This is a genomic window from Candidatus Omnitrophota bacterium, from assembly GCA_041648975.1.
Lineage (GTDB): Bacteria > Omnitrophota > Gorgyraeia > 2-01-FULL-45-10 > 2-01-FULL-45-10 > JAQUSE01.
Genome location: JBAZNZ010000002.1, coordinates 85251 through 109748 on the forward strand (window position 1 = coordinate 85251; position 24498 = coordinate 109748).

General features: G+C 50.7%; 22 protein-coding genes. All 22 read right to left on the reverse strand.

Annotation, left to right across the window (positions count from 1 at the left end; translation table 11 throughout):
- Positions 1 to 29 precede the first annotated feature (29 nt).
- Positions 30 to 1475 (reverse strand): glutamate synthase subunit beta, encoded by a 1446-nt coding sequence (locus WC592_01035; GenBank protein ID MFA4981038.1) that lies wholly within the window; start codon positions 1473 to 1475, stop codon positions 30 to 32.
- Positions 1468 to 6000, reverse strand: a complete 4533-nt coding sequence (gene gltB / locus WC592_01040; protein MFA4981039.1) for a glutamate synthase large subunit — start codon at positions 5998 to 6000, stop codon at positions 1468 to 1470. The genes WC592_01035 and gltB overlap by 8 nt, the downstream gene beginning before the upstream one ends.
- The gene (locus WC592_01045) at positions 5997 to 6224 is read right to left on the reverse strand and encodes a helix-turn-helix domain-containing protein (GenBank protein MFA4981040.1); all 228 of its coding nucleotides are present in this window, start codon (positions 6222 to 6224) and stop codon (positions 5997 to 5999) included. The genes gltB and WC592_01045 overlap by 4 nt, the downstream gene beginning before the upstream one ends.
- Positions 6225 to 6323: 99 nt before the next feature.
- A complete protein-coding gene (gene glnA, locus WC592_01050; protein ID MFA4981041.1) occupies positions 6324 to 7655 on the reverse strand; it encodes a type I glutamate--ammonia ligase in 1332 nt (443 codons plus the stop codon).
- 175 nt (positions 7656 to 7830) lie between these two features.
- A complete protein-coding gene (locus tag WC592_01055; GenBank protein ID MFA4981042.1) occupies positions 7831 to 8172 on the reverse strand; it encodes a P-II family nitrogen regulator in 342 nt (113 codons plus the stop codon).
- Positions 8173 to 8182: 10 nt separating this feature from the next.
- Positions 8183 to 9418, reverse strand: a complete 1236-nt coding sequence (locus tag WC592_01060; GenBank protein ID MFA4981043.1) for an ammonium transporter — start codon at positions 9416 to 9418, stop codon at positions 8183 to 8185.
- A 92-nt stretch (positions 9419 to 9510) separates the two neighbouring features.
- Positions 9511 to 9690, reverse strand: a complete 180-nt coding sequence (locus tag WC592_01065; protein MFA4981044.1) for a hypothetical protein — start codon at positions 9688 to 9690, stop codon at positions 9511 to 9513.
- On the reverse strand, positions 9691 to 10029 hold the full coding sequence (locus tag WC592_01070) for a P-II family nitrogen regulator (GenBank protein ID MFA4981045.1): 339 nt from the start codon (positions 10027 to 10029) through the stop codon (positions 9691 to 9693).
- 11 nt (positions 10030 to 10040) lie between these two features.
- The gene (gene amt, locus WC592_01075) at positions 10041 to 11369 is read right to left on the reverse strand and encodes an ammonium transporter (protein MFA4981046.1); all 1329 of its coding nucleotides are present in this window, start codon (positions 11367 to 11369) and stop codon (positions 10041 to 10043) included.
- A gap of 31 nt (positions 11370 to 11400) precedes the next feature.
- Positions 11401 to 12741, reverse strand: a complete 1341-nt coding sequence (locus WC592_01080) for a porin (protein MFA4981047.1) — start codon at positions 12739 to 12741, stop codon at positions 11401 to 11403.
- 114 nt (positions 12742 to 12855) lie between these two features.
- Positions 12856 to 13374 (reverse strand): sigma-70 family RNA polymerase sigma factor, encoded by a 519-nt coding sequence (locus tag WC592_01085; protein ID MFA4981048.1) that lies wholly within the window; start codon positions 13372 to 13374, stop codon positions 12856 to 12858.
- A gap of 166 nt (positions 13375 to 13540) precedes the next feature.
- Entirely contained in the window at positions 13541 to 14080 is a 540-nt protein-coding gene (pilO, locus tag WC592_01090) for a type 4a pilus biogenesis protein PilO (protein MFA4981049.1), read from the reverse strand.
- Positions 14077 to 15600 carry a pilus assembly protein PilM gene (gene pilM / locus WC592_01095; protein ID MFA4981050.1) on the reverse strand — a complete coding sequence of 508 codons (1524 nt, stop codon included), beginning with the start codon at positions 15598 to 15600 and terminating at the stop codon, positions 14077 to 14079. The genes pilO and pilM overlap by 4 nt, the downstream gene beginning before the upstream one ends.
- A gap of 33 nt (positions 15601 to 15633) precedes the next feature.
- Positions 15634 to 16779: a hypothetical protein gene (locus WC592_01100; GenBank protein MFA4981051.1), complete on the reverse strand. Its 1146-nt coding sequence runs from the start codon at positions 16777 to 16779 to the stop codon at positions 15634 to 15636.
- Positions 16724 to 17422, reverse strand: a complete 699-nt coding sequence (locus WC592_01105; protein ID MFA4981052.1) for a prepilin-type N-terminal cleavage/methylation domain-containing protein — start codon at positions 17420 to 17422, stop codon at positions 16724 to 16726. Before WC592_01105 ends, WC592_01100 begins: the two co-directional genes overlap by 56 nt.
- A complete protein-coding gene (locus WC592_01110) occupies positions 17403 to 17912 on the reverse strand; it encodes a prepilin-type N-terminal cleavage/methylation domain-containing protein (GenBank protein ID MFA4981053.1) in 510 nt (169 codons plus the stop codon). The genes WC592_01105 and WC592_01110 overlap by 20 nt, the downstream gene beginning before the upstream one ends.
- Positions 17890 to 18381: a type II secretion system major pseudopilin GspG gene (gene gspG / locus WC592_01115; protein ID MFA4981054.1), complete on the reverse strand. Its 492-nt coding sequence runs from the start codon at positions 18379 to 18381 to the stop codon at positions 17890 to 17892. Before gspG ends, WC592_01110 begins: the two co-directional genes overlap by 23 nt.
- Complete coding sequence (locus WC592_01120) at positions 18369 to 19172, reverse strand: peptidase MA family metallohydrolase (GenBank protein ID MFA4981055.1); 804 nt, start codon at positions 19170 to 19172, stop codon at positions 18369 to 18371. The genes gspG and WC592_01120 overlap by 13 nt, the downstream gene beginning before the upstream one ends.
- Before the next feature lie 145 nt (positions 19173 to 19317).
- On the reverse strand, positions 19318 to 20595 hold the full coding sequence (locus WC592_01125) for a type II secretion system F family protein (protein ID MFA4981056.1): 1278 nt from the start codon (positions 20593 to 20595) through the stop codon (positions 19318 to 19320).
- A 195-nt stretch (positions 20596 to 20790) separates the two neighbouring features.
- Positions 20791 to 22563, reverse strand: coding sequence for an ATPase, T2SS/T4P/T4SS family (locus tag WC592_01130; protein MFA4981057.1), 1773 nt, complete (start codon positions 22561 to 22563; stop codon positions 20791 to 20793).
- Positions 22564 to 22634: 71 nt separating this feature from the next.
- The gene (gene atpD / locus WC592_01135; GenBank protein ID MFA4981058.1) at positions 22635 to 24026 is read right to left on the reverse strand and encodes a F0F1 ATP synthase subunit beta; all 1392 of its coding nucleotides are present in this window, start codon (positions 24024 to 24026) and stop codon (positions 22635 to 22637) included.
- Between the two features lie 89 nt (positions 24027 to 24115).
- A partial coding sequence (locus WC592_01140) for a hypothetical protein (GenBank protein MFA4981059.1) occupies positions 24116 to 24498 on the reverse strand: 383 nt, incomplete at its 5' end.

Sequence of the window (24498 nt, forward strand, 5' to 3'; positions counted from 1 at the left end):
CCGCCCGCCAGTCAGCCGTGGGCGGGATTTCAAATCAGCGGCAAGTCGCTGCCGCCCATTAAAAATTTATCCACGCAATAGGCCGCCCGGCGGCCTTCTGAAACAGCCCATACTACCAGAGACTGGCCGCGCCTCATGTCACCCGCGGAAAATACTTTTTTGACTGATGTCATATAATCGGCATCCGTCTTCACGTTTCCGCGCTCGTCAAATTTAACGCCGAGTTCCGCCAGAAGCCCGGAATGCTCGGGATGCAAAAATCCTACGGCAACGATGACCATATCCGCGTCTATCTCGAATTCGCTCCCCGGAACCTCTTTCATTACAGGGCAGGAATTTCCCTCAATCTTTGAAAATTCCACCTTTACGCATGAAAGCTTCTTCACGCGCCCCTTTTCCCCTATAAAACGTTTCGTGAGGATAGCCCAATGGCGCCGGGCTCCTTCTTCATGGCTCGACGTCGTCTTCAAGAGAAGCGGATATCTCGGCCATGGATAGTCGCTCGTGCGGCATTCCGGCGGTTTAGGCATGACCTCTATCTGGACAACGCATGCCGCGCCCTGCCTGTTCGCGGTCCCTACGCAGTCTGAGCCCGTATCGCCTCCCCCTACAACGACCACCGACTTACCTTTCGCGTCTACCTTCCGCCCCTGCGGCGCTTTTTCGCCCGCGGCCCTCTTATTGGCCTGGCTGAGGTAATCCATCGCAAAATATACGCCTTTCAGGTCCCTGCCGTCGATCTTAAGATCTCGAGGATCCCGCGACCCGCCGGCCAGGACAACAGCGTCGAAATCCTTTAAAAGTTTTCCGGCAGGATAGTCCTTCCCCACATTAACGCCCGTCTTAAATACTATGCCTTCTTTTTTCCAGATATCCACTCGCCGGTCTATGGCCTTTTTTTCCAGCTTGAAATCCGGGATCCCGTAGCGCAATATCCCGCCGGGCTTATCGTCGCGCTCAAAGACAGTAACGTTGTGCCCCGCCTTGTTAAGCTGCGCCGCGCAGGACAATCCTGCGGGGCCTGAACCGACAACGGCTGCCTTCTTGCCGGTCCGGGCCTTTGCGCGGTTCGCTTTGATGATGTTATTCTTAAAACCATATTCCACGAGCGCAAGCTCGTTCTCCCGTATCGTTACGGCATCGTCGTTCAGCCCGAGCACGCACGCGTATTCACATAGAGCCGGACAGACCCTTCCCGTTATCTCCGGCAGGTTGTTCGTCGATTCCAAGAGCACGAGAGCCGCTTCCCACCTGCCGCTATACATATGGTCGTTCCATTCCGGGATGTAATTTCCTATCGGGCATCCCCAATGGCAAAACGGCGTCGCGCAGTCCATACAGCGCGAGGCCTGTTCCTCGGACTGCTTCTCGCTCCTTGGCTTAGCGACGGGAGCGAAATCGCGGACGCGTTCGCATACCGGCCTGTATTGGGAGAGCTGTCTTGCGGCCTTTAGGAATCCTTTCGGGTCACCCATCTAATGACTCCTTGAGATCCAGCTTCTCTTCTATCTTCACGCCTTCCAGGATGCGCTTATATTCAAGAGGTATGACCTTTACGAATTTCTTCAACTCTGCATGCAGATTATCGATCACCTGTTTTGCCTTCGCGCTCCTTGTATATTTCAGGTGGTTATGGAGCAGATTATATATCGTATCCCTATCGGGCTCTTTGACGCTCTCGAGGGCGACCATATCCATATTGCACCTGTCCTTGAACGCGCCATCCTCGTCATATACGTATGCGATGCCGCCCGACATGCCGGCCCCGAAGTTCCTTCCGGTCGTCCCGAGTATGACCACTCTTCCGCCTGTCATATATTCGCACGCGTGGTCGCCGACGCCTTCCACAACGGCCAGGAGCCCTGAGTTCCTTATACAGAACCGCTCTCCCGCCACGCCGCATATATACGCTTCACCCGATATGGCGCCGTAAAAAGTGGTATTGCCGATGATCATGTTCTCATCGGGCTTATATTTTGCCGCCGAGAACTGGTATATTATTATCTTCCCGCCGGATATGCCCTTACCTACATAATCATTCGCCATCCCTTCCAGTTCAAATGTTATGCCTTTCGCGAGGAAAGCGCCGAAGCTCTGTCCGGCAATACCTTCGAATCTGCATCTTATCGTATCTTCCAGGAGAACTCCGTCCCCGCACCTTCTCATCACCTCGCCGCTCAACATCGCGCCTGTCGTCCTGTTCGTATTGTTTATCTTTAGCGATACCCTGACGGGCGTCTTCTTATCAAGCGCGCCGGCGCACATCTTTATGAGCTCCCTGTCGAGGACGAAATCGAGCCCGCTCTCCTGCTTGGAGGCGCAATATCTAACGGCATCGCCGCCTATTTCAGGCTTATAAAGGATCTTCGAGTAGTCCACGGCCTTAGCCTTCGAGGGGATGATCTCTTCATTCACTTCCAACAGGTCCGATCTCCCTATCATCTCATCTACGGTCCTGATGCCGAGGCTCGCCATGATCTGTCTCAGCTCTTCGGCCACAAAACGGAAATAGTTTACGATATATTCAGGTCTTCCGCTGAAACGCTTTTGCAAAATATCATCCTGCGTAGCCACTCCGACGGAGCAGTTATTCAAATGGCAATGCCTTAACATGACGCATCCGCTCACTATAAGCACTGCCGTGCAAAAGCCATATTCTTCGGCTCCCAAGAGCGCCGCTATCGCGACGTCGCGGCCGGTGCGCATCTGCCCGTCTGTCTGAAGCCTGACCCTTGTGCGCAGGCCGTTCAACAACAGAGTCTGGTGCGTCTCTGAAAGACCAAGCTCCCACGGAAGACCGGCGTATCTGATCGAGCTCCTTGGGGACGCTCCTGTGCCGCCGTCCCCGCCCGAAATAAGTATCATGTCGGCGTGGCCTTTTGCTACGCCCGCGGCCACAGTGCCTACGCCTGTCTCGGATACCAGTTTTACGCTGACGCGGGCATATGGATTTACGTTCTTAAGGTCGAATATAAGCTGCGCCAGGTCTTCTATGGAATAAATATCGTGATGCGGCGGAGGCGATATCAGAGTGACGCCGGGCGTCGTGTATCTGGTGCGCGCGATTATCTCGCTTACCTTATGGCCGGGCAGCTGGCCTCCCTCGCCGGGTTTGGCGCCCTGCGCTATCTTTATCTGTATCTCGTCGGCGTTGACAAGGTAGTTCGCGGTAACGCCGAATCTTCCCGAAGCGACCTGCTTTATGGCGCTCCTCCTGGAATCCCCGTTCGGCAGGGTTATGAACCTGTTCGGGTCTTCGCCGCCTTCGCCTGTATTGGATTTCCCGCCGATCCTGTTCATGGCGATGGCTATCGTCTCATGGGCAGGCCTCGAGATGGAACCAAAGCTCATAGCTCCGGTCGCGAACCGTTTCATTATATTTTCGACAGGCTCGACCTCTGCGAGCGGTATCTGTTCCGCGCTCTTGAATTTGAAGAGCGCCCTTATAGTAGCGGGATTTGCCGACTGGTCGTTTATCATTGCCGCGAATTGGCTGTATCGGCCGTAGTCGCTTGAGCGCGCCGCGTCCTGCAAGGAGGCTATCGTCTCGGGATTCCAGAGATGGTGCTCTCCGTCCTTCTTCCACTGGTATACTCCGCCGCTTTCCAGATTCTGGGTCTCGGCATTTCTGCGCGAATACGCCCTCCTGTGCCTTGCTATGGCGTCATCCGCGATCCCGTCAAGATCAACTCCTCCTATACGCGACACAGTGCCTGCGAAATATTTATCGATAAATGCGCTGTCCAGCCCAAGCGCCTCAAAGACCTGAGCTCCCCGATAACTCCTTAGCGTAGATATGCCCATCTTCGATAATATCTTCAATATGCCGTCTCTTAGCGCTTTCCTGTAATTTTTCATGGCGGACTTCACATCCGGGGATATCTCTTTTTCCCGCGCCAGATACTCTATAGCTTCATAAACAAAATACGGATTTACGCAATCGGCTCCGTAGCCGAATAGAAGCGCAAAATGATGCACTTCCCTGGGTTCCGCGCTTTCGATTATCAGGCCGACCTGCGAACGTATCGTCTTTCTCACAAGGTGCTGGTGGACGGCGCTCGCGGCAAGGAGCGCCGGAAGGGCAACATTGTCTTTGTCCGCGCCCCGGTCGCTCAGTATGATGAACGAATAACCTTTTTCGATCGCGTATTCCGACTCAAAGCATATCCTCTCCAGGGCCTGTTTAAACCCATCCCTGCCGGCGGACACGTCAAAAAAAGTATAAATCGTCTTCGTCCTGAAGGCGTTTATACTTATATCGCGTATCCTGGCAAGCTCTTCGTCCGTAAGTATCGGATTCTCCACTCTCAGCTTATGACTGTGCTCCGGCGTCTCCTCAAGTATGTTCTTTTCCGGCCCGATAAAGCTTTCAAGGCTCATCACGAGCTTTTCCCTTATGGAGTCTATGGCCGGATTCGTCACCTGCGCGAAGAGCTGCTTAAAATAGTTATAGAGGATCTGGTCCTTTTTCGACAGAAATGCGTGAGGTATATCGCTTCCCATAGAGCCTACGGGTTCTTTCCCTTCCTGAGCCATGGGCTTGATAATGACCTTCATGTCCTCCCGGGAATACCCGAATGCCTTTAAGCTCGATATGATATCCTCGCTCTTGTTGTTGATAGCTCCGCCGGCGGAAAGCTTATCGAGATCTACCATATTCTGGGCATTCCACTTGCCATACGGACAGCGCGCGGAAACGCTCTTCTTTATCTCGGAATCATGGACTATCCTCTTCGCCTTCGTATCTATGAAGAATATCTTGCCCGGCTCAAGCCTGCCCGAGATCTTTATCTCGGAGGGGTCTATATCAAGGACGCCGACCTCGGAAGCCATGACTACAAAACCGTCATTGGTGACTATATAACGCGCCGGACGAAGGCCGTTCCTGTCGAGAACAGCCCCTATATTTTGCCCGTCCGTAAAAGCGATCGCCGCGGGGCCGTCCCACGGTTCCATGAAGCAGGCGTGATATCTGTAGAATTCCTTAAGCTCCTTAGGCATAGAGCTGTCATGTTCCCATGCCGCGGGGATCAGCATCATCATGGCGTGTTCAAGAGACCTCCCCGATAAGACGAGAAGTTCAAAGACATTATCTATTACGGCCGAATCACTGCCGCCTTTTACTATGACGGGTTTAAGCTTATCTATGTCCGGGCCGAATGACCCGCCCGATATCAGACGCTCGCGCGCGCTTACCCAGTTCACGTTCCCGCGAAGGGTATTTATCTCTCCGTTATGAGCCAGAAAACGAAAAGGCTGAGCCAGGTCCCATGTAGGAAATGTGTTCGTGCTGTAGCGCGAATGGACCATGCATAGCGAGCTCTCTATGGAAACGTCCCGCAGGTCGGGAAAGAAACTTTTTAATTGCGTCGGTTTAAGGAGCCCTTTGTATATAAAAGTCCTCGATGAAAGGTTGGTAATGTAAAAAAAGGATTTCTGCCCGACGGCGGATGACCTGACATAGTTCTCGACCTGTTTTCGTATGACATACAACTTCCTTTCAAAATCAAGCTGATGGGCGAGGGCCGGGTCTCTTCCTATAAATACCTGGGAGATGAACGGCATGGTATCTCTAGCAGTCTTGCCTATTACAGAGCTATCTACCGGGATATCACGCCACCCCAGGAATCGCTGGCCTTCTTCCTCTATAACGGTCCTGAATATCCCTATGCAGGCCTCCCTGTCTTTGGCGTCCTGCGGCAGGAACACAAGCCCTGCCCCGTAATGTCCGTATCCGGGAAGCTCTATGCCGGCCTTCTTACATTCCTTCGCGAAAAATTTATGCGGCAGCTGTATCAGTATGCCCGCGCCGTCGCCTGTCTCCGGGTCCGCGCCGACAGCGCCGCGGTGGCTCAAATGTTCGAGCGCTTCGATGCCTTTCTTTACTATCTCATGGGACTGCGAGCCGTCAATATTGCAGACGAACCCGACTCCGCAGGAATCATGCTCGAATTGCGGATCGTACAGCCCCTGTTTTTCGGGATAGCGGTTTGATTTCACGATCTATACCTCTCTACGTCTATGTTCAACTTCTTTATCTTGTTTGACAGCGTGTTACGATGCAGCCCCAGTATCTTTGAGGCCGCCACCTGGTTGCCGCCGGAACGTTCCAGAGCCTTCGCTATTACCGCCTTCTCGATATCGTCTATTATACTGGCGTATATGCGCTCGGAATTACCCGTATAAAAATAACGGTTTATTATATCATAGAAATCGTCTGTCACATCAATGCCTATTTTTTATGCATCCGACAACAAAAAAATTTTGCAACCCCTGCCGCGTAGTCAAATACGCCGCGGCAGAGGTTACAAAGATCCAATCAATTACAGGACCGAAAGGTATTTCTCCAGCTCATGCTGCGGCACCCGGATCCTGTACTCGTCCCACTCCTTCTTCTTTAATTCAACGAACCTGGGGAATATATGGCTTCCCAGGACTTTTTTGACCAGTTCGCTGTTCTCGGCTATCGCGATCGCGTGCCCCAGGCTGTCCGGCAGAGTCTCGATGCCCCTCTCTTTCCTCTCGGCGTCGGTCAGATGATAGAGGTTCGTATCCATAGCCTTCGGCGCCTTGTACTTCTTTTCAATACCGTCGAGGCCGGCGTGCAGCATGGCCGCGAACGTCAGGTACGGATTGCATGCGGGGTCGCAGGCCCTGAACTCGCATCTGGTCGCCTTCTCTTTGCCGGGATAGTAGAGCGGCACTCGGACAAGAGCGCTCCTGTTCCTGCGGCTCCAGGCCACATATACGGGCGCCTCGTAACCCGGCACAAGCCTCTTATATGAGTTTGTCGTCTGGGCGAATATGGCGCAGATCTCCTTGGCATGTTTCAAGAGCCCCGCTATGTAATTACGGGCGGTATCAGAAAGATTATCCTCGCTCTTCGCGTCGAAGAACATATTCTTCGAACCTTTAAATAGCGATTGATGCGTATGCATGCCTGAGCCGTTCTGCCCGAATATAGGTTTCGGCATAAAGGTTGCGTACACACCGAACTTGCTCGCTATCTCCTTCACAACTACTTTATAGGTAATAACACTATCGGCCATCTCGAGCGCGTCTTTATATCTCATATCGACTTCGTGCTGTGAAGGGGCCACTTCATGGTGCGAATATTCGACGTCTATACCCATCTTCTCAAGGGCCAATACCGTCTCGCGTCTAAGGTCGCTGGCAACGTCGAGCGTCGTCAGGTCAAAGTATCCGCCCTTATCGAGGACTTCGGTAGCCGAATCACTCTTAAAATAGAAGAACTCGAGCTCAGGACCGAGATAAAAATGGTCATATCCCATCGCGGTTGCCCTCTCAAGGGCTTTTTTCAGGATGTAACGCGGGTCACCCTCATACGGCTTCTTATCCGGCGTCAGGACGTTGCATATCATCCTGGCAACAGCCTTCTCGGAAGGCCGCCACGGAAGTATGGCGAACGTGTCGGGATCAGGGAAGGCTATCATATCAGACTCCTCTATATCCTGGTAACCCGTGATAGAGGATCCGTCAAATCCCATGCCGTTATCAAGAGCGTTTTCCAGCTCTTTGTCCGTTATAGCGAAACTCTTTACCTGCCCCATTATGTCGGTAAACCATAACCTTATAAACTTTACGTCATTCTCCTTAACCAGCTTCAAAATATCCTGCTTCGTCTTCTTCGCCATCTGTATCCCCCTTTGTTTTGGCTTGTTAAATAAAAAATGGTATTTTAGCCGCTTCGGCTTAAAACACCATTGTTTTAATACGCCTCATGCACAAACGCTGTGCTCTCCTGAATACAACAATTACGTATATATAAGTAAAAAAATGGGGCTCTTGGTAACTAAAATTTTAAAATATTTACCCTATCGCCAAAGGCCCTTTTTCACCGGTGCGTATCCTGAAACACTCTTGGAGATCTATAACGAATATCTTGCCGTCGCCTATAGTGCCTGTCTTCGCAGCCTTCATTATCGCCGCTACAGCAGGTTCGACATAGCTATCGTTAACTGCGATCTCAAGCCTCACCTTTTTCAGCAGGTTGCCCGTCTCTTTCCTGCCTCTATACACCTCTGTCCGCCCTTTTTGCCGCCCGCACCCGAGGGCATTCGATACTGTCCTTAAGTGTATCTGGCTATTATCGAGCTCCTGCAATACATCCTCAAGTTTATGCGGCTGAATTATGGCTATTATCAGTTTCATATTGTCCTTTCTAATCGAGCAGCGTATAAGCGCTCTCTTCATGCTGGGTTATGTCTAATCCTACAACCTCTTCTTCATCGGACACCCTCAGGCCCATAACAGCGTCGAGAACCTTGAGCAGGATAAATGTTATCGCTACCGAATACACCATGGCCGCAAGCGCTCCTATAGCCTGCACCTTGAACTGCGCGGCATTCCCGAATAACAGGCCGTTATTGCCTGCCGGGTTTATGAGCTTTTGCGCGAAAAGCCCCGTTAGCAGGGCTCCTATGGTCCCGCCCACGCCATGGACTCCAAAAGCGTCGAGCGAGTCATCGTATCCGAATTTCAGCTTCATGACCGCGACCGATGTGTAACAGACCATGCCGCCTATAATACCTATGCATATTGAAGAGATCGGAGACACAAACCCCGCGGCGGGCGTTATCGCGACAAGTCCCGCGACAGCTCCCGTAGCCCCGCCGAGGATCGTCGGCTTTCCTGTCACCTTCCACTCGATCATCATCCATGTAAGGGCAGCGGCCGCGGCGGCTGTATTCGTCGCTATAAATGCCGATACGGCAAGCCCATTCGCCGCCAAGGCGCTTCCGGCATTGAAACCAAACCACCCGAACCACAGAAGGGACGCGCCGAGAACGACGAGCGGCAGGTTATGGGGAGGCATCGGCTCTTTCCCGTATCCGCGCCTCTTACCTAATATAAGAGCGCACACCAGCGCGGAGATACCTGACGAAATGTGGACTACCGTACCTCCCGCGAAGTCAAGGCATCCCATCTCCCTGAGCCATCCGCCCGTGCCCCACACCCAGTGGCAAACAGGGTCATACACAAGGGTCGCCCACAATAAGGTAAAGACTGCATAGGTCGAGAACTTCATCCTCTCCGCGAAAGCGCCGGTTATCAGGCCCGGCGTAATTATCGCGAACATCATCTGGAAGGCCATAAATAACAGATGCGGGATCGTAGACGCGTAATCCGGATTCGGGGCCATCCCCACGCCTTTCAGCCCGAACCACGCGAGGCTTCCTATAAAATGGCCCTGGTCAGGCCCGAACGACAGGCTGTATCCCCACAGCACCCACTGGATGCTTATAAGGCACATGACGAAGAAGGACTGCATCATGGTAGCAAGCACGTTCTTCCTCCTCACGAGCCCGCCGTAAAACAGAGCCAGCCCCGGCGTCGTCATAAGCATGACAAGCGCCGTCGACATCAAGATCCACGCCGTATCCCCCGAATTGATCATATCCGCTTCCTTTCCATAAAATTTTTACATCTGTTTACACAACTGGGAAAAAATTCACATAAAAAAACATACACTATTCACCCGAATAATATTCACCGGATACCTAATCTGGCCCTCATCACCTCCGCGTAAACCTTATTAATACGCCCTGTTTTTAACCACCTTTCTAATGTGGATACCTGGATATCTATCCTTTTTGACAGGTCATGCAGCGTATACCTGTTCCTCTCCTTAAACTGCCTTAATTTTTCAATCAGTTCTTTATCGACCATCTAAATCGCGCTTTCGCCTTTTTCGCCCGTTCGAATTTTAACCGCGTCTTCTACGGGATATATAAATATTTTCCCGTCTCCTACTTCACCTGTCCGGGCATATTCCATTATAGTATTCACTATCTTATCCACTTCGCCGTTCTTAACGATTATCTCTATTTTAATTTTCGGCAGCAGCTCCATTTTATACTTTTCGCCGCGCCACTGCTGGACAACGCCCTTTTGCTTGCCATGCCCTTCGATTTCGCTGATCATGAGCCCCGCGCAGCCAAACAGTTCCAGCGCGCGGCGCACCGGATCAAGGCTTTCCGGCCTGATTATGGCCTCGATTTTTTTCATACCATACCTCCTCAATTTCCATTCCGCAAGCCTGAGAATGAATAGGCCGGCTTGCGGGTTATGAACTCAGGGTATGCGGAATTGCCATGTTCCCCTATATCCAGGCCTTCTATCTCTTCCTGCAGGCTTACCCTTAATCCCATAACCTGCTTTATTAAAACCCATGAAACAATGGAAGCAAGGAAAACATACGCCCCGCAGGATAATACGCCGATAGCCTGCGCCGCCAACAATTTTGTGCCGCCGCCGAAAAACAGGCCGTTGCCCGTAGCAGTCCCGGTTATCTTATCCTGAGCGAATAAACCCACACAGAGTGTTCCGAAAACGCCGTTCACCAAATGTACGGATAACGCGCCTACAGGATCATCCATTTTTAACCTGTCAAAACCTATAACTGCCAGCACGACCAATACGCCTGCGATCAGTCCTATGATAATTGAGCTCGGAACGCTTACAAACGCGCATGGCGCCGTTATCGCGACAAGCCCGGCAAGACAGCCGTTCAGTGTCATACCGAGATCAGGCTTGCCCAGCATAAGCCACGATAATAAGGTGGCGCTCAATATTGCCGCCGCGGCAGCCGTATTCGTAGTAACCGCGACGTGGCATATGGCTAAAGGATCCGCCGCCATGGTCGATCCGGGGTTAAAACCAAACCATCCGAGCCACAGCACAAAGGTACCTATAGTCGCTATAGAGAGGTTGTGGCCCGGGATTGGGTTGATCTTCCCGTCGTCCGAATACTTTCCAAAACGGGGACCGAGCACCAATACGCCGGCCAGCGCCGCCCATCCGCCTACAGAATGCACTACCGTGGATCCGGCAAAATCATACATTCCTAATTTAGCCAGCCATCCGCCCCCCCATATCCAGTGCCCTACGATAGGGTAGATTAGCATTGTCATGACAAAGGAGAAGACTATAAAGGAAGCGTACTTTATCCTTTCTGCTACCGCGCCGGATACTATCGTAGCGGCGGTCCCCGCGAAGACCAGCTGGAAAAAGAATTTTGCGAGTAACGGTACGCCCGTCCACGAGAGCGCCGAATATACACCTTTATATGCCTCGCCTGTGGCGGGAGAGTTATCCGCGCCTGACAGGAAAAACAGTCCTTTCAATCCTACCAACGGCGTCCCGTCTCCAAACATCAGGCCATAGCCTAAAACCAGGAAACCGATAGAAGAGACCGCGAAGACTACGAAATTTTTTGAGAGTATGTTAACGCAGTTCTTCACCCTGGCAAAACCCGCCTCCACCATGGCAAAACCCAAATTCATAAAGAAGACGAGCATCGCTGTAATCAGGACCCACAGCGTATCCAGGACAACTTTTGTATCCATGAGACAACCTCCTTATTTAGTCTTATCGGATTTAGAACTTCGCGATCACTTCCGCGGCTATCGTGTTTTGGTAATTGGACGTTACCTTATCTTTCGTGAACGCCTGGCCGCTCGCCTTATCGTATCTGTATTCAAAACGCGTTATTAGATTTTTGTAAATCTTAAACTCATTTGTCAGGGTAAATTCAAAAAGGCTGAGATCGGAAATAGGCATGGTCGAACTTGTGAGATAACCCGTCCGGACACCGTCTCTATCATGAAAATATTCTCCTCTGCCGGCGATCGACCACCAGTCGAATATATCGTATTTTGCGTAACCGGCTATTCCGTCCCACGCGGCGTCTTTGCCGATATCGTATCCACCCAGCACAGAGGCGGCGTTCTTCTCCCAGCCGTAATCATAGTTGACCTTAAAGGTCAATTTATCGGTGGCTTTATATGTAGCCACGAAATCTATCAGATTCCTGAAGTCCTTATCGGAATCGGCGCGCTCCGGTCCGAACATTCCGCCGACGCTGAACGAAATTTTGTCATTTGGCGTCACTGTGACCTGCGCTTCGACCGTCTTTGCCTTATTAAGGTCCACCGTTTGATCCCACCCGTTCACTACACCTATATACGCCTCGACCGGGACGTTCGCGAAAGGCTTATCGTATATACGTATACCCGTGTGCGTAAACGGTATCGCGTAGCCGAACATATACGACCGCGAAAAATTCCAGTTGTTCATCGATTCGATGACCTCCGCGCCGTGCAATGTCGCGAACTTGCCTATCTTAAAGGTCATCGTATCAGCCAGCGGAAACGAGAACGGCAGCATGACTTGCGCATATGCCTGCTGAAGATCAAACGCGTCATTTGATGTCCCTAATCCGCCGTCGGCAGTACCCAGGCCGTTAGAATGTATCAGCTTGGCGTCCTGGCCAAAATCCAGGTCGATCCTGAACCCGACCGGAGATTCTTTAGAGACAAGTTTCTCCAGGTTTATCTGCGCCATATTCAGCATGAAACCGTTGGCTTCGGTATCGAATACACGCAGCCTGTTTGTCCGCGTGTTCGGAGGTACCGGGGTGTTCGTATTAAATATATAGGAGGTGTCGACAAAACCATGGACCTCTATCTCCCTGGCAAAAGAGGTTACGGCGGCCGAAATGCCGCTGTCCGGTTCTACATTTTGCGCTTTAATAACCGGTGTCCGCGTTTCGGATTTTTCCAACCTGGCCTCAAGCGCGACCAGCCGATCTTTCAGGGCCGCTATTTCCTTTCTAAGCTCTTCGGTTTCGCTTGGTACAGCATCGGAAAAGACCGGCAATGGATTTGCCAGCAAAGCAAAAAGCAGTATAACTGAAATTCTCTTCGACGCGCATATCATTGCCGCTACCTCCTATTGTCCCGGTGTGTGAAAATAGAAAAGCGCCTTTTAACACCACCATGGTGCCAAAAGACGCCTTCGTCTAATAAATCTCACTTGCTACAAGTAAAAAAGCTATGTCATTGGTAACCTTTTCTTTTTACGCCATTTTGTGATTATGCTCTTTTTGTGCTTCAGTACCATGACATGCGAGATGTCCATCTGGGCTGCCGTCTCCCGCACAGTATGCCCTTTCAACAGGTAAGAGAGCACAGCCCTCTCTTTATCGGTCAGGCCGAGCCCCCTGATCTCATCGACGGTAAGCTCGCTCTCTATCCGTGACCCCGGAGTTTCTCTCTTATCCTCCAGTATATCGCCTAAAGTCAGCCCTTCGGGGGTCACAAGCTCATCGATGCTCGAGAAGACGACCTTGGGCCTTCCTTTTCGCAGAAAATTCTGTATATGGAATTCGCACCCCTTGATGACGTATGACTCATTTATACCTATGGGAAGGCCGTTAGCGTAATGCTGCCACAGGTAGATACACATCTCCTGATACAGGTCCTCCTCGTCGTAATAGCCAAGGAGAAGATGTTTACGCGCGATAAACCTTAGCGCGGGCGTTATCTTTTCCAGCAGTACCCTGAAATACATGGATCACCGTCCCTGAAAATAAAAAAATCCTTTCCGGCGTTTTCTTCGCCGAAAAGGACGTCCCTCTGCTTTGTCCTTCTAATAAGCTCTACTTCGCGCTTACCATCATATTAAGTTTACCACAAATCCGGCAAATGTCAATAAATAATCATTATTCCGCTATCGGTCAGGAAGTAACCAGCTTTGTGACCAATACGGACATCTTGATATCTGCGGAACTCTTTTCTTTCAGGGAGATGCGCACTTTTTCCGCGCGCAAAAGCTGGAGTGAATTATTCAGGTTATGCAGGAACTTGACAATAGACTCTTCAGTGCCTTCCGCTTCCACTTCAACGCTGTACTGTCTATAGCTGCCTATTGTCCTGGACGGCTGAGGCTTCATATCCGAAACGGACAAGGACGACATCCTGGCTAACCCTTCTATCTCACCCAGCATCCTCGCTATATCTTCCTCGTCGGATGGCGCCTTTTTTATATGTTGTATATATTTCTGGTATTCAACCGATACGGTATCTTTCTGCTCCATGTTGCGCAAAAGCGCGCTCAATTGCCGCACCGCCATCTTGCTTTCCCGGTCAAGCCGGCTGAACGTGCCTGCTATAGGAGAGACCACCAGCCTGTCCGTGAGTACCACAAGAACAAAGGCAAGGGCTATGAATAACCCCATCCGCTCTTTCCCGGAAATTTTTTTTATAAATTCTATCATCGCAGCCTCTCGTATGAACAGACTATCTCGAATTCCGCGAACTCTCCCGACTGGTCTTTCTGGGTCGTGGTATACGTAGGTTTTACGCCGCTAAACATACGGGAACCTTCCAGCGTGGTAACGAATTTGAATATGTTCGACATTGCGCGCGCGCGTCCTTTCAGGACAACTTTCTGTTTTTCCTCTATGCTTATAAAGGTAAGGGATATGTCGGGCGGGGTAAGGTTCAGTATTTCGATAAACATGTCTATGGAAGAACCGTTGGCATCCAGCCTCTTTTCGATTAGGCCCATGCGCGTGCGCATCCTGTCTACCTCGTTCGCCCCGCTCTCGATCTGGCTTATCTTCTTCTTCAATTGCGCAAGGTAAGAATTTTTGTTGCTGATATTTGTCACGAGGATCATACAGGCCAGCATTATTATGGAAACGGACAATATGCCGGTAAACATAAGCTCCCTGCGCTTATTCTCCATCATCCTCCGGAGGCGTATATCCTGCGGCGTAAGATCAAGCTCTATATCATTATCCCTGACGGCGATCCCAAAAAGCGCGGATGTGGAGATGTTTTTATACCTGTCCTCATCGAACACAGCCATATCGCCGCTGAATCGCAGGTTCTTCCTGGGATCGGTAAACGAGGACGGTATATCCAGCCTGGAGCTTAGCGTCGTATCGAGATATTCGACATTCCCGGCGGCTCCGCTTAGGAGGATCTTCGAAAGTTTAACGTCCCTCTCCTCGTTTTGATACAGGCCCATGGAATGTTTCAGCTCTTCTATGAAGCTCTCCCGCCAATCCTTCTTTTCATCCGTCAGCTGGTTAGCGCCGATCAGGATATTCCTTGTGAACGACAGCCTTCCGTTCCGTATCACTATGAAATCGGAATAGTTGGAATCGACATCCAGCAATATAAAAGCCGGCGAATCGGGCTTCAGCTCTTCCGGATAAGCAGAACTTAACCAATTGTAAATACCTTCCGTGCTGAGCGCGACCCGGTCCGAAGATATGCCCGCCCCCTTCAGCGTCTCAAGGCGGTCAGCGATAATATTCTGCCGCACAATAACCAGCATCACCTTAGTGTAGCCTTCTTTCATACAGCTTATTGTCTTATAGGCGGAGACTATCTCTTCCTTGGAATACGGCGTCTGTTTGATGGCCAGCAGGCTCACCATTTCGTTTATCTCTTTCGGGTCCGTCGCGGGAAGTTCGAGTATCCTCACCGTAGCCAGATGCCTGGGTATATATGAGATAACGGAATGTTTATCAAGCTTCAGTATACTGAAGATCTTTGAAATTGCCGCGGTCATAGAACCATCGATATCGGCGATTTTTTTAAAATCAAGCCTCGACACTATCCTGGATCCCGCCGGATACCGGTTTTCGGCGATCTTAAGCCAGTCGTTGCCTATTTCGATAACCACTATCGGTTTCCTGAGAGCAAACCGTTTAAATGCCATAAATTTCGGCAACCTGAATACCGGCAGCTTGTACTTTGTACCTTTTGCGATTTTAAGATGCAAGTTGTCCTCTTTTTTAAGATTAAACCTGTCCCCTTACTCTTCTCTCCAATATCTCAACGCCTTCTTGTTCCTGTCATAAACGAAAGTAATGCTATAATAATCCGTCCTATTCTTTACCCGGCCGATTGCCCGGCCGGAAAAGACATCCGACTTTACAGTAATAAGGCCCTGGCCAAAGATCTTATTCAGGGAGGCAATTTCGCCATTAGACAGGGTCTCCACGGCGTTAAGCGCCAGAGCGGCCGAGCCCGGGTCCTTAAAAACATTCACAACGGCTTCGGGGTCATCGCCGTTGCCGCGAAACCGCAGGATCTTTTCCGCCAGGGGTTCCTCTATCCCCAGGGCATTCATAACGGTCTTATCGATCGTGTTTATATTAACAGGGCCCTCGCTGTATACTGTAATACTATCTTTGATCCTTTTATATATATCCGCCGTCATATTTTTTAGAAGCAGCAGCTCTTCAGTGACATTGAACCTGGCGTTTTTGCAATGATATGAGGGGCTTAAAGAGTTGTAATGCGAATTCTCGGCTCCCACATCCATATAAGGGTTATCGTCTTCGTCGCGCCAATCGATGATAGCGGCCGCGATCGAGGCGGCGGTTTCGGGCTCGACTTCTTTGGCCTCGAGCAGTCTTCTAAGTATATCGTAGGACGACTTGTTAATATTTATCTTCCGCTCCTCGTCTATAAGCCCGTAATTAGTGAGCGGGTTATCGGGTGTGCGGGTGTGCGGGTTTGACAAATCCTCTAACCCGCTTACACGCTCACCCGTTGACCCGTTCACCGTACTGAATGTCCCGTCACCCAGATCAACCTCTTTGAATGCGCCGGTGTTATTATTCCAGGTATCGCCGAATGCGTCGTAATCGGCCGTCTTATCGCCTTTTTCCAGTTCCAAAATCGCCCTCTTCACGCCCGCCCGGGCAAGATACTGCGCCTTCACCCTGTTTATGAACCTGGAACCGCAATCAAGCTGAGGACGCGCGTACGCGTATATAGCGACCGCAAGCATTCCCAAAAAGAAGAGCGACCATAACGCTATAATGAGAGCGCTGCCTTTTTCAGGGAACAGGGAACAGGGAACAGGGAACAGTTTTTTTCTGAACCCTGACCCCTGATTACTGTCCCAGCGGCAGAAAAACCGTCCTGACTGTCTTAACCTCTTTACCGTCATCTTTGTATGTAAGCCCTATTTTAACCGCAACCGGCAATTTGCCGTCCTTCTTATCTTTATCCAGGTTCCAGGATTCTTTCCAATTGTACTTATCCGCTTCTTTATCAAAATAAAGATAACTGAAGCTGATATCATTTACGCGCGCCATTTCGCTTTCACAGCTGTTTCCCGTCCCTGTCTCAGAGGTCGCGCCGGCATAGTCCGCGCTTTCCTTCATAAGCGTATCCTTTACAGTATCTAAATAATACGTTACTTTCCCGACCGTCAGCCTGGAATCTTCCTCCGATCCGCGCGAAAAAACGGCGACCGTCAAAGACGGTATAGAAACCTTCTTTTTGTCGCCGACAAAATCAATATTCGCGCAATCGAGAGCGTTCCTGAAAGAGCGCTCCATCTTTTCGAGAGAGATAAAAACATCCTGGTCCAGCGCCTTGTAATCGCGAAGTCTGTAATATATATTCATCCCGCCGGAAAACGTCGAAAATATGGCCGTCGCGATGATGCCTATTATCGCGGTGGTAATGAGCAGTTCAATAAGCGTAAACCCTCTTTTCAGGGGACAGGGAACAGGGGACAGGGGACAGTTTTTTTCTGAACCCTGATCCCTGATCCCTGATCCCTGATTATTTCTTGACCGGCTCATTGCTCTCCATATAAGTCGTAACTGAAAAACTCCTGGATTGGTTTGTCCGGCCGTTACTGACCGTAAGGGTGGCCTCGTTCAAACAATCTTTCAACTCCTCCACGCCAAAATCCACCGGCTTTATCTCCAGCCTCCACCTGAACCCGTTTTTCGATTCGCCGAACTCCCCCTCGCACGCTCCGGGGAGCATATCCTTCTTCTCCAGCATATCTTTTTCGACGTCTCCAATCTTTTCCTTTAATAAAAAGGCGGCATCTATGCCGGCGCGGCCGGCGCTAAAACCGTTTATCGCGGCAACGTAAGCATGCAGTATGCCTATGATCCCCACAGCCAGTATAGAGACCGCGATCATTACCTCGATGAGCGTAAAACCGTGTTTAGTGTGCGGGTGAACGGGTGAACGGGTGAACGGGTTTGGCGAACCCGCTAACCCGTTAACCCGCTGACCCGCTAACCAGCTAACCAGCTCACTCCCAGTTTTTAACATCATCGGCTGTGCCGTCCTGTCCGTCTTTTCCAAGCGAATACAGGTCATATGTCGCGCTATTATGGACACCCGGACATTTATACTGATATGTATTACCCCATGGGTCCATGGACTTTTTTTCCAGATACGGTCCTCGCCAGGATGTAGCCGACGCCGGTTTCTCATAGAGCGCGTTAACGCCCTCTTCCGTAGAAGGAAAACTTCCATTATCAAGTTCGTATAGCTTTAAACCCATACTTATATTGGAGCTTATATCGGCCTGCGCAACTACGATCTTAGCCTGCTCGCTCCTTCCGGACAGCCTCGGGACTATCATAGCCGCCATAGCCGCGATTATCACGATCACAATCATGAGCTCGATGAGCGTGAAACCGTGTTTAGTGTGCGGGTGAACGGGTGAACGGGTGAACGGGTGTGGCGAACCCGTTAACCCGCTTACCCGCTTACCCGCTAACTTATTCAGTTTTCCCATTTTACCCCCTCCCCCTCATAATATTCGACCCATCTCTTTTCCAAATCTCCCATGTTACCCATGTAACCTGTATAAACAGATGAAATCGCCTCATCGATAGATCTGCCGTCCCTAAGCTGGCGGCAAAACAGCGTGAACCTCGAGACGCCGTATTTTTCCATCAGAAAATTCACTATCGACACGGCTTCGGCGTAAAATTTTCGCGCCGCTTCCGCGTTGGGCTCATTCCTTATGTCCATTTTTGTCAACAGCTCGATGGCTATATAACTCTTTTCCCTGACCAGTTTTTTCACCAGTTCTATGTCGCCCGGCCTCCTCCCCTCCTCTTCCCGTACCGCCACTCCCTCCTCCAGCCACAAAGGTATATTGTTCTTGTCTCCCACAAAATCCCTGAAGACAAGATGCGTTATTTCATGAGGCAGGAGCGATTCGACAAATCCGGCGCTCCATTTATAGCTGATGATCTCCTTTTCCTTATATCGAGCCATTCCCACGGGCCATTCTTTTGATATCCCCGCGGCCTTCCTGAACTCTTCGGCTGTCCTGTAAATATAGATCTTTACTCTTTTATCCCATTGCCAGAAGCTGTCATATCTCGAATATCCCAGGTCTGAAGCCACCGTATTATAATATTGTTCGGCGCGCGTCATGACATCGCTCGCGAATTCTCTATCATCGAGATAATAGACTATGAAGTGTTCGCCCTTCAGTTCCTTCCAGTCCTCGGCCGCCGCCGTAGAGCAGCACAGAAGAAAGCACGCCAATGTCAAATATCCAATTACCAATTTCAAATTAATTTCCAATTTACCAATTCCCAATGGTTCGATTTTACTCACCATTGGCACTGAGCTTTTGCCGAAGTGCCAATTGGTCATTGGACATTGGTAATTTATTTGACATTGGAAATTGGTCATTTGTCATTATACCTTAACTCGCTCACCGCCCGGACCCCATTCCCATATTGAATATCGGCAAAAGCATCGCAAAGACAATGAACCCCACAACAGCGCCTATTACCAATATAAGGAGCGGCTCTATAAGCGAGGTCATAATCTTTATCGCCTGCTCGACCTCCCGCTCGTAAACATCGGCCACCTCGTTCAGAGACTCTTCCAGTTTCCCGCTTTCTTCGCCCACGGCTATCATGTTTACGGCAAAGACCGGAAAAATATCTATCTTTTCTAAACTGGACGACATCGTGGCCCCCTGATTAACGATCACTTTCCCGACGCCCGAAAGTTTCTGCTTCAGTATTTCGTTCTCTAATGTGCTCGCCGACAACTCTAACCCTTCAGTGACGGAAATACCGTTCTTAAGAAGCAGCCCCAGCGTCCTGGCGAATTTCGCTATCTCTGAATTCTTCACAAATTTATTTATGAATGGTATCCGGAGTTTTATGCCGTCAAATAATAGCTTCTTTTTAGAGCCGGGTTTTACCCTGAAAACAACGGCGGCGGCTAAGCCCAATAATATCAATATGCCGGCCCAATTAGCCGACATGAATTTGCTTATCACAAGCAATATCTGCGTCGGCAAAGGCAGGGCCTGTTTAGTATCGACGAACATCTTCATCAATTTGGGTAAAAAATAGGTAAGCATGACAAAGATCGTGCCGAATCCGACCACCGTTAAAAGCGCCGGATACGCCATCGCCGCCTGCACCTTCTGCCTTATCTCCTGTTCTCTTTCGCGGTGTTTGGCAAGCGTGGACAACACTTCATCCAGGGCGCCGCCGCGCTCTCCCGCCCTGACTATATTAAGATAGAGGTTATTGAATATATCGGGCCGCAGCTTCATTGCCTCGGAAAGCATCTTACCCTCTTTTACCTGAGACTTGATATCATCGACAACCTTTACCATAGCGCGATTTTCCGTCTGTTCCGCTATAAGCGAAAGGCCCTTAAGCATAGGCACACTCGCCCTGACCAGGCTCGATAGCTGATGGGTGAACGTATCTATATCCTGTTGACGGATCCTGGTGAACAGGTTAGCGGGTGAGCGGGTGAGCGGGTGAGCGGGTTCATCCTTTAACCCGCTGACACGCTCACCCGTTGACCCGCCCACAGACAAATCGCCCGGCTTCTCGGCAACGCTCAAAGGAAAAAGCCCCATCTCTATGACCCTGGAAGTCGCCTCATCCTGGGTTTGCGCGTCGATTTCGCCGGCTATTATCTCCGTAGGCCCTTTTTTGGCTTTGTATGTGTATGTAGGCATGTGTGTAACTCCGATTTATCAACGCGCCAATGACAAATGACCAATGTCAAATGTCAAATAAATTACCAATGTCCAATGAACCAATTGGCACTTCGGCAAAAGCTCAGTGCCAATGGTGAGTAAAATCGAACCATTGGAAATTGAATAATTGGTCATTAATTTGAAATTGGTAATTGGACATTTGTCATTATTATCTCACTCTTCCAGCTGCGTCACTCTCATGACCTCTTCCGGCGTCGTAATGCCTGCCGCTACCTTGTCCCATCCGTCTTCTTTAAGCGTCCTCATTCCAAGGGCCGCCGCCTTCTCCTTTATTTCGTCAACGGAGGCTTTCTGGGATATCAGCTTCCGCATCTCTTCGTTCACAGGCAATATCTCATATATGCCGGTCCTGCCCATATATCCGGTATTGTTGCACGCCTTGCAGCCTTTGCCCCTGTAGTAAACGGTATCTTTCCATATTCTTCCTTCTTTTTCCTTATCTATCCTTACCTTTCCTTCTTTTTCCTTCTCACTCCGCTCACCCGCTAACACGCTTACCCGCTCACTAACCTTCTCCTTGCACTTCGGGCATATAACGCGCACCAGCCTCTGCGCGATGAATGCCTCTACGGAAGACGCTATAAGATACGGTTCCACACCTATATCTATAAGCCGCGTTATACCGCTTGCCGCGTCGTTTGTATGCAGGGTAGAAAATACAAGATGTCCCGTAAGCGCGGTCTGTATCGCTATCTCGGCAGTCTCGAGATCCCTCACCTCTCCGACCATCATTACGTCCGGGTCGTGCCTCAAGGTAGAGCGCAGGACCTGGGCGAAGGTCAGCCCTACTTTAGGCATAACCTGTATTTGCGAGATCCCTTTCAGCTCATATTCGACCGGATCCTCTATGGTGATTATCTTCCTGGCGCGCGTGTTGAGCTTGCTCAGGCACGTATAAAGCGTGGTCGACTTACCGCTTCCCGTCGGACCCGTTACAAATATTATTCCATGAGGCTTCTTTATAAGCTCTTCCAGCATCACGACATCCTTTTCCGACATGCCGAGATCGGCAATGCTAAACAACATCTTGAGCGCCAGTATCCTTATCACTATACTCTCTCCGTATATCGTCGGTATGATAGAAACACGCATGTCGTATTCGCTCTCGCCTATCTTCACCTTAGCCCTTCCGTCCTGGGGGATCCTGCGCTCGATGATATCGAGGCCCGACATGATCTTTATCCTGGACACGATCGCCGGATAGAGATAGCGGATATTTTCGCTCACCTGCACGTCTGCGAGAACCCCGTCAACCCTGTAGCGCAGCGTCACGTCATTCCTGAAATGTTCGATGTGAATATCGGTCGCCCTATCTTTGATCGCCTGCTGCATGATCTGGTTAACGAGCTTTACCACGGAGGCGTCGCCGGCCATCTTCTCGAGATCCTGGACATTTTCCTCGTCCCTCGCCCCTCGTCCCTCGTCCTTCGTCCCTCGTGAGGGGCCGCTGCCGGTTCTCTGATTCTCTTCTCCGGCGAGGATCCGCTCTATCGTATCCGCGCCCACGCCGTAAACCTTCTTCACCATCTCTACTATATCCGACGACGTCGCGAGGACCTTCTCGATCCTGTATCCCAGATGTGTCTCAAGGTCATCTATGGGCCACATATCGAACGGGTTGGATATGGCAATGGTCAGGACATTGCCGTTAATAGCTATAGGCATGATCTTATAATGCCAGGCGAATTTCGGAGGGACCTTCTTTATGGCCTCGTCCTCGATATGCGTATCCTTTAATTCTACAAAGGGTATGCCCTGCTGTTCCGCAAGCACATGCAGCATCTTAGACTCGCTGACAAATCCCATGCTTATCAGGATCTGCCCAAGCATCTCGCCTGTCTTCTTCTGCTCGGCGACCGCCGACTTCAGTTGCTCCGGCGTTATCAGCTTCTTCTCGACGAGTATCTCGCCTAATCGCAGCGCCATGGTAAACTAACTCCTGTTTGCGGGTTAGCGGGTTTGACTTAACCCGCACACCCGCTTACCCGCACACCCGTTCACTCACTACACTCACTCACATCCCCTATCATGTAAAACTTCTCCTCCGGCGCGGAATCGAGCCGGCCCTCTATTATCTTATCGCACCCTTCGAGCGTCTGCCTCAATGGGACGTATTTACCCTTATGGCCCGTATATATTTCCGCCGTGAAAAACGGCTGCGTCAGGAAATACTGTAGTTTTCTCGCCCTCTCATACAACGTCCTGTCGGCCCCGGACAGTTCCTCTATGCCTATGACCGGGACGATCTTTGCCAATTCCCTGTATTTAGCGAATACCTTCAATACTTTCTGCGTAATGTCGAAGTGCTCCTTTCCCACAACGGCCGGATCCAGATTTGACGAAGACGAAAGAAGCGGATCTACCGAGGGGTATATCTTCAGCTGGACCTTCTCTCTCGAAAGGACAACGATGGAATTGAGATAACTGAATATCGCTACGACAGCCGGATCGGTAAGGTCGTCCGCAGGGACATAGACCGTTTCGATGGCGGTAATGGAACTGCCTTCCCGCGAGCGGATGCGTTCGTGAAAATCGCTCACCTCGGACGCCAGCGTCGGCTGATACCCCGTCTCCGAGGGGACCCGGCCCAAAAGCGTCGAGACCTCGGATCCTGCCTGCACAAACCTGTAAACGTTATCTATGAAGAAGAGGACGTCCTTATTCTGGTCCTGCAGGTATTCGGCAAGCGTTATCCCGGTGAAAGCCACGCCGAACTTCGCCCCGGGCGGCTCGTTCATCTGGCCGAACGCGAACATGATCTTGTCCAGCATATCCTGTTTTTTGAATTCGAAATAAAGCTCGTTTCCTTCCCTGATCCTCTCGCCCGCCCCCGTAAAAACGCAGGCGCCTTCATGCTTGGTGATAACATTATGTATTAATTCCAATATCAGGACCGTCTTACCCAGGCCGGCGCCTCCTATCAATCCCATCTTCGAGCCTTTCACCAGAGGGAAGAGAAGATCGACCATCTTGATCCCCGTTTCCAGTATCTCGGGCCTCTCCCCGGTAAGCCTGTCCGGATTCAAATAGATCTTTGAAATATCTTTTTCCACTACAGAATCGGTCCCGCCTTTTATCGCCCCCTTTTTATCTATTGGGTCGCCTGCGGCGTTGATGATCCTGCCAAACAGGTTATCGCCCACCTTTATCTTTAAGGCGGACCCGGTAGTCTCCACTTTCGAGTTCCTTCGCAGCTTTACTGTCGATTCCAGAGCGATACACCTGGCGATATTGCCTTCCAGGTGCTCGGTAACTTCCAGGTGGATCTCTTTTTCGTCGACGGTCCCGGCTATCAATATATCGTATAACGACGGGAGACTTTCCGCGTCGTCGAATTTCACATCGACGACCGGCCCCTGCGCCGCGATGACTCTGCCATGTTTAACCATAATAACCCTTTGTTTGTTAGCGGGTGAGCGTGTAAGCGAGTGTACGGGTTAAAAACAAAACCCGCTAACCCGTTGACCCGCTAACCCGCTCACACTTTTCTCCGGATAATCTGCGTCGAGAAAAGCTCCCTCGTCCCTTTGTCTATGATCTCATGATACGCGTGAAAGAACTTCAGTTTAAGGTACTTTTCCTTGTCGGTAAGGTCGCGTGTCGACTTCTCGAGATGTATCGCCCTGGCGGCGAACTCGGAGAGTTTGCTTTCCTCGAACACCTCGACCAGCTTATTCAGGAGCGTCTGTTCCGCCAGATACTCTATCATGCCGTCTATCGGGGATTCGACGATTACGTCATCGATGGACGTATCGTCCCTCGTCCCTCGTAACCCGTTCACCCGCTCACCCGCAAACCCGTTCACCCGCTCACCCGCCAACCCGCTCACCCGCACACCCGCAACCCCGCCCACCCGCTCAC

What these genes read in the sequence shown, in the direction of transcription:
- WC592_01035 (MFA4981038.1), bottom strand. Translation starts at nt 1,475, where the DNA reads ATGGGTGACCCGAAAGGATTCCTAAAGGCCGCAAGACAGCTCTCCCAA.
- glnA (MFA4981041.1), bottom strand. Translation starts at nt 7,655, where the DNA reads ATGGCGAAGAAGACGAAGCAGGATATTTTGAAGCTGGTTAAGGAGAAT.
- WC592_01055 (MFA4981042.1), bottom strand. Translation starts at nt 8,172, where the DNA reads ATGAAACTGATAATAGCCATAATTCAGCCGCATAAACTTGAGGATGTA.
- WC592_01060 (MFA4981043.1), bottom strand. Translation starts at nt 9,418, where the DNA reads ATGATCAATTCGGGGGATACGGCGTGGATCTTGATGTCGACGGCGCTT.
- WC592_01065 (MFA4981044.1), bottom strand. Translation starts at nt 9,690, where the DNA reads ATGGTCGATAAAGAACTGATTGAAAAATTAAGGCAGTTTAAGGAGAGG.
- WC592_01070 (MFA4981045.1), bottom strand. Translation starts at nt 10,029, where the DNA reads ATGAAAAAAATCGAGGCCATAATCAGGCCGGAAAGCCTTGATCCGGTG.
- amt (MFA4981046.1), bottom strand. Translation starts at nt 11,369, where the DNA reads ATGGATACAAAAGTTGTCCTGGATACGCTGTGGGTCCTGATTACAGCG.
- WC592_01080 (MFA4981047.1), bottom strand. Translation starts at nt 12,741, where the DNA reads ATGATATGCGCGTCGAAGAGAATTTCAGTTATACTGCTTTTTGCTTTG.
- WC592_01085 (MFA4981048.1), bottom strand. Translation starts at nt 13,374, where the DNA reads ATGTATTTCAGGGTACTGCTGGAAAAGATAACGCCCGCGCTAAGGTTT.
- pilO (MFA4981049.1), bottom strand. Translation starts at nt 14,080, where the DNA reads ATGATAGAATTTATAAAAAAAATTTCCGGGAAAGAGCGGATGGGGTTA.
- WC592_01100 (MFA4981051.1), bottom strand. Translation starts at nt 16,779, where the DNA reads ATGACGGTAAAGAGGTTAAGACAGTCAGGACGGTTTTTCTGCCGCTGG.
- WC592_01105 (MFA4981052.1), bottom strand. Translation starts at nt 17,422, where the DNA reads ATGAGCCGGTCAAGAAATAATCAGGGATCAGGGATCAGGGATCAGGGT.
- WC592_01110 (MFA4981053.1), bottom strand. Translation starts at nt 17,912, where the DNA reads ATGATGTTAAAAACTGGGAGTGAGCTGGTTAGCTGGTTAGCGGGTCAG.
- gspG (MFA4981054.1), bottom strand. Translation starts at nt 18,381, where the DNA reads ATGGGAAAACTGAATAAGTTAGCGGGTAAGCGGGTAAGCGGGTTAACG.
- WC592_01125 (MFA4981056.1), bottom strand. Translation starts at nt 20,595, where the DNA reads ATGCCTACATACACATACAAAGCCAAAAAAGGGCCTACGGAGATAATA.
- WC592_01130 (MFA4981057.1), bottom strand. Translation starts at nt 22,563, where the DNA reads ATGGCGCTGCGATTAGGCGAGATACTCGTCGAGAAGAAGCTGATAACG.
- atpD (MFA4981058.1), bottom strand. Translation starts at nt 24,026, where the DNA reads ATGGTTAAACATGGCAGAGTCATCGCGGCGCAGGGGCCGGTCGTCGAT.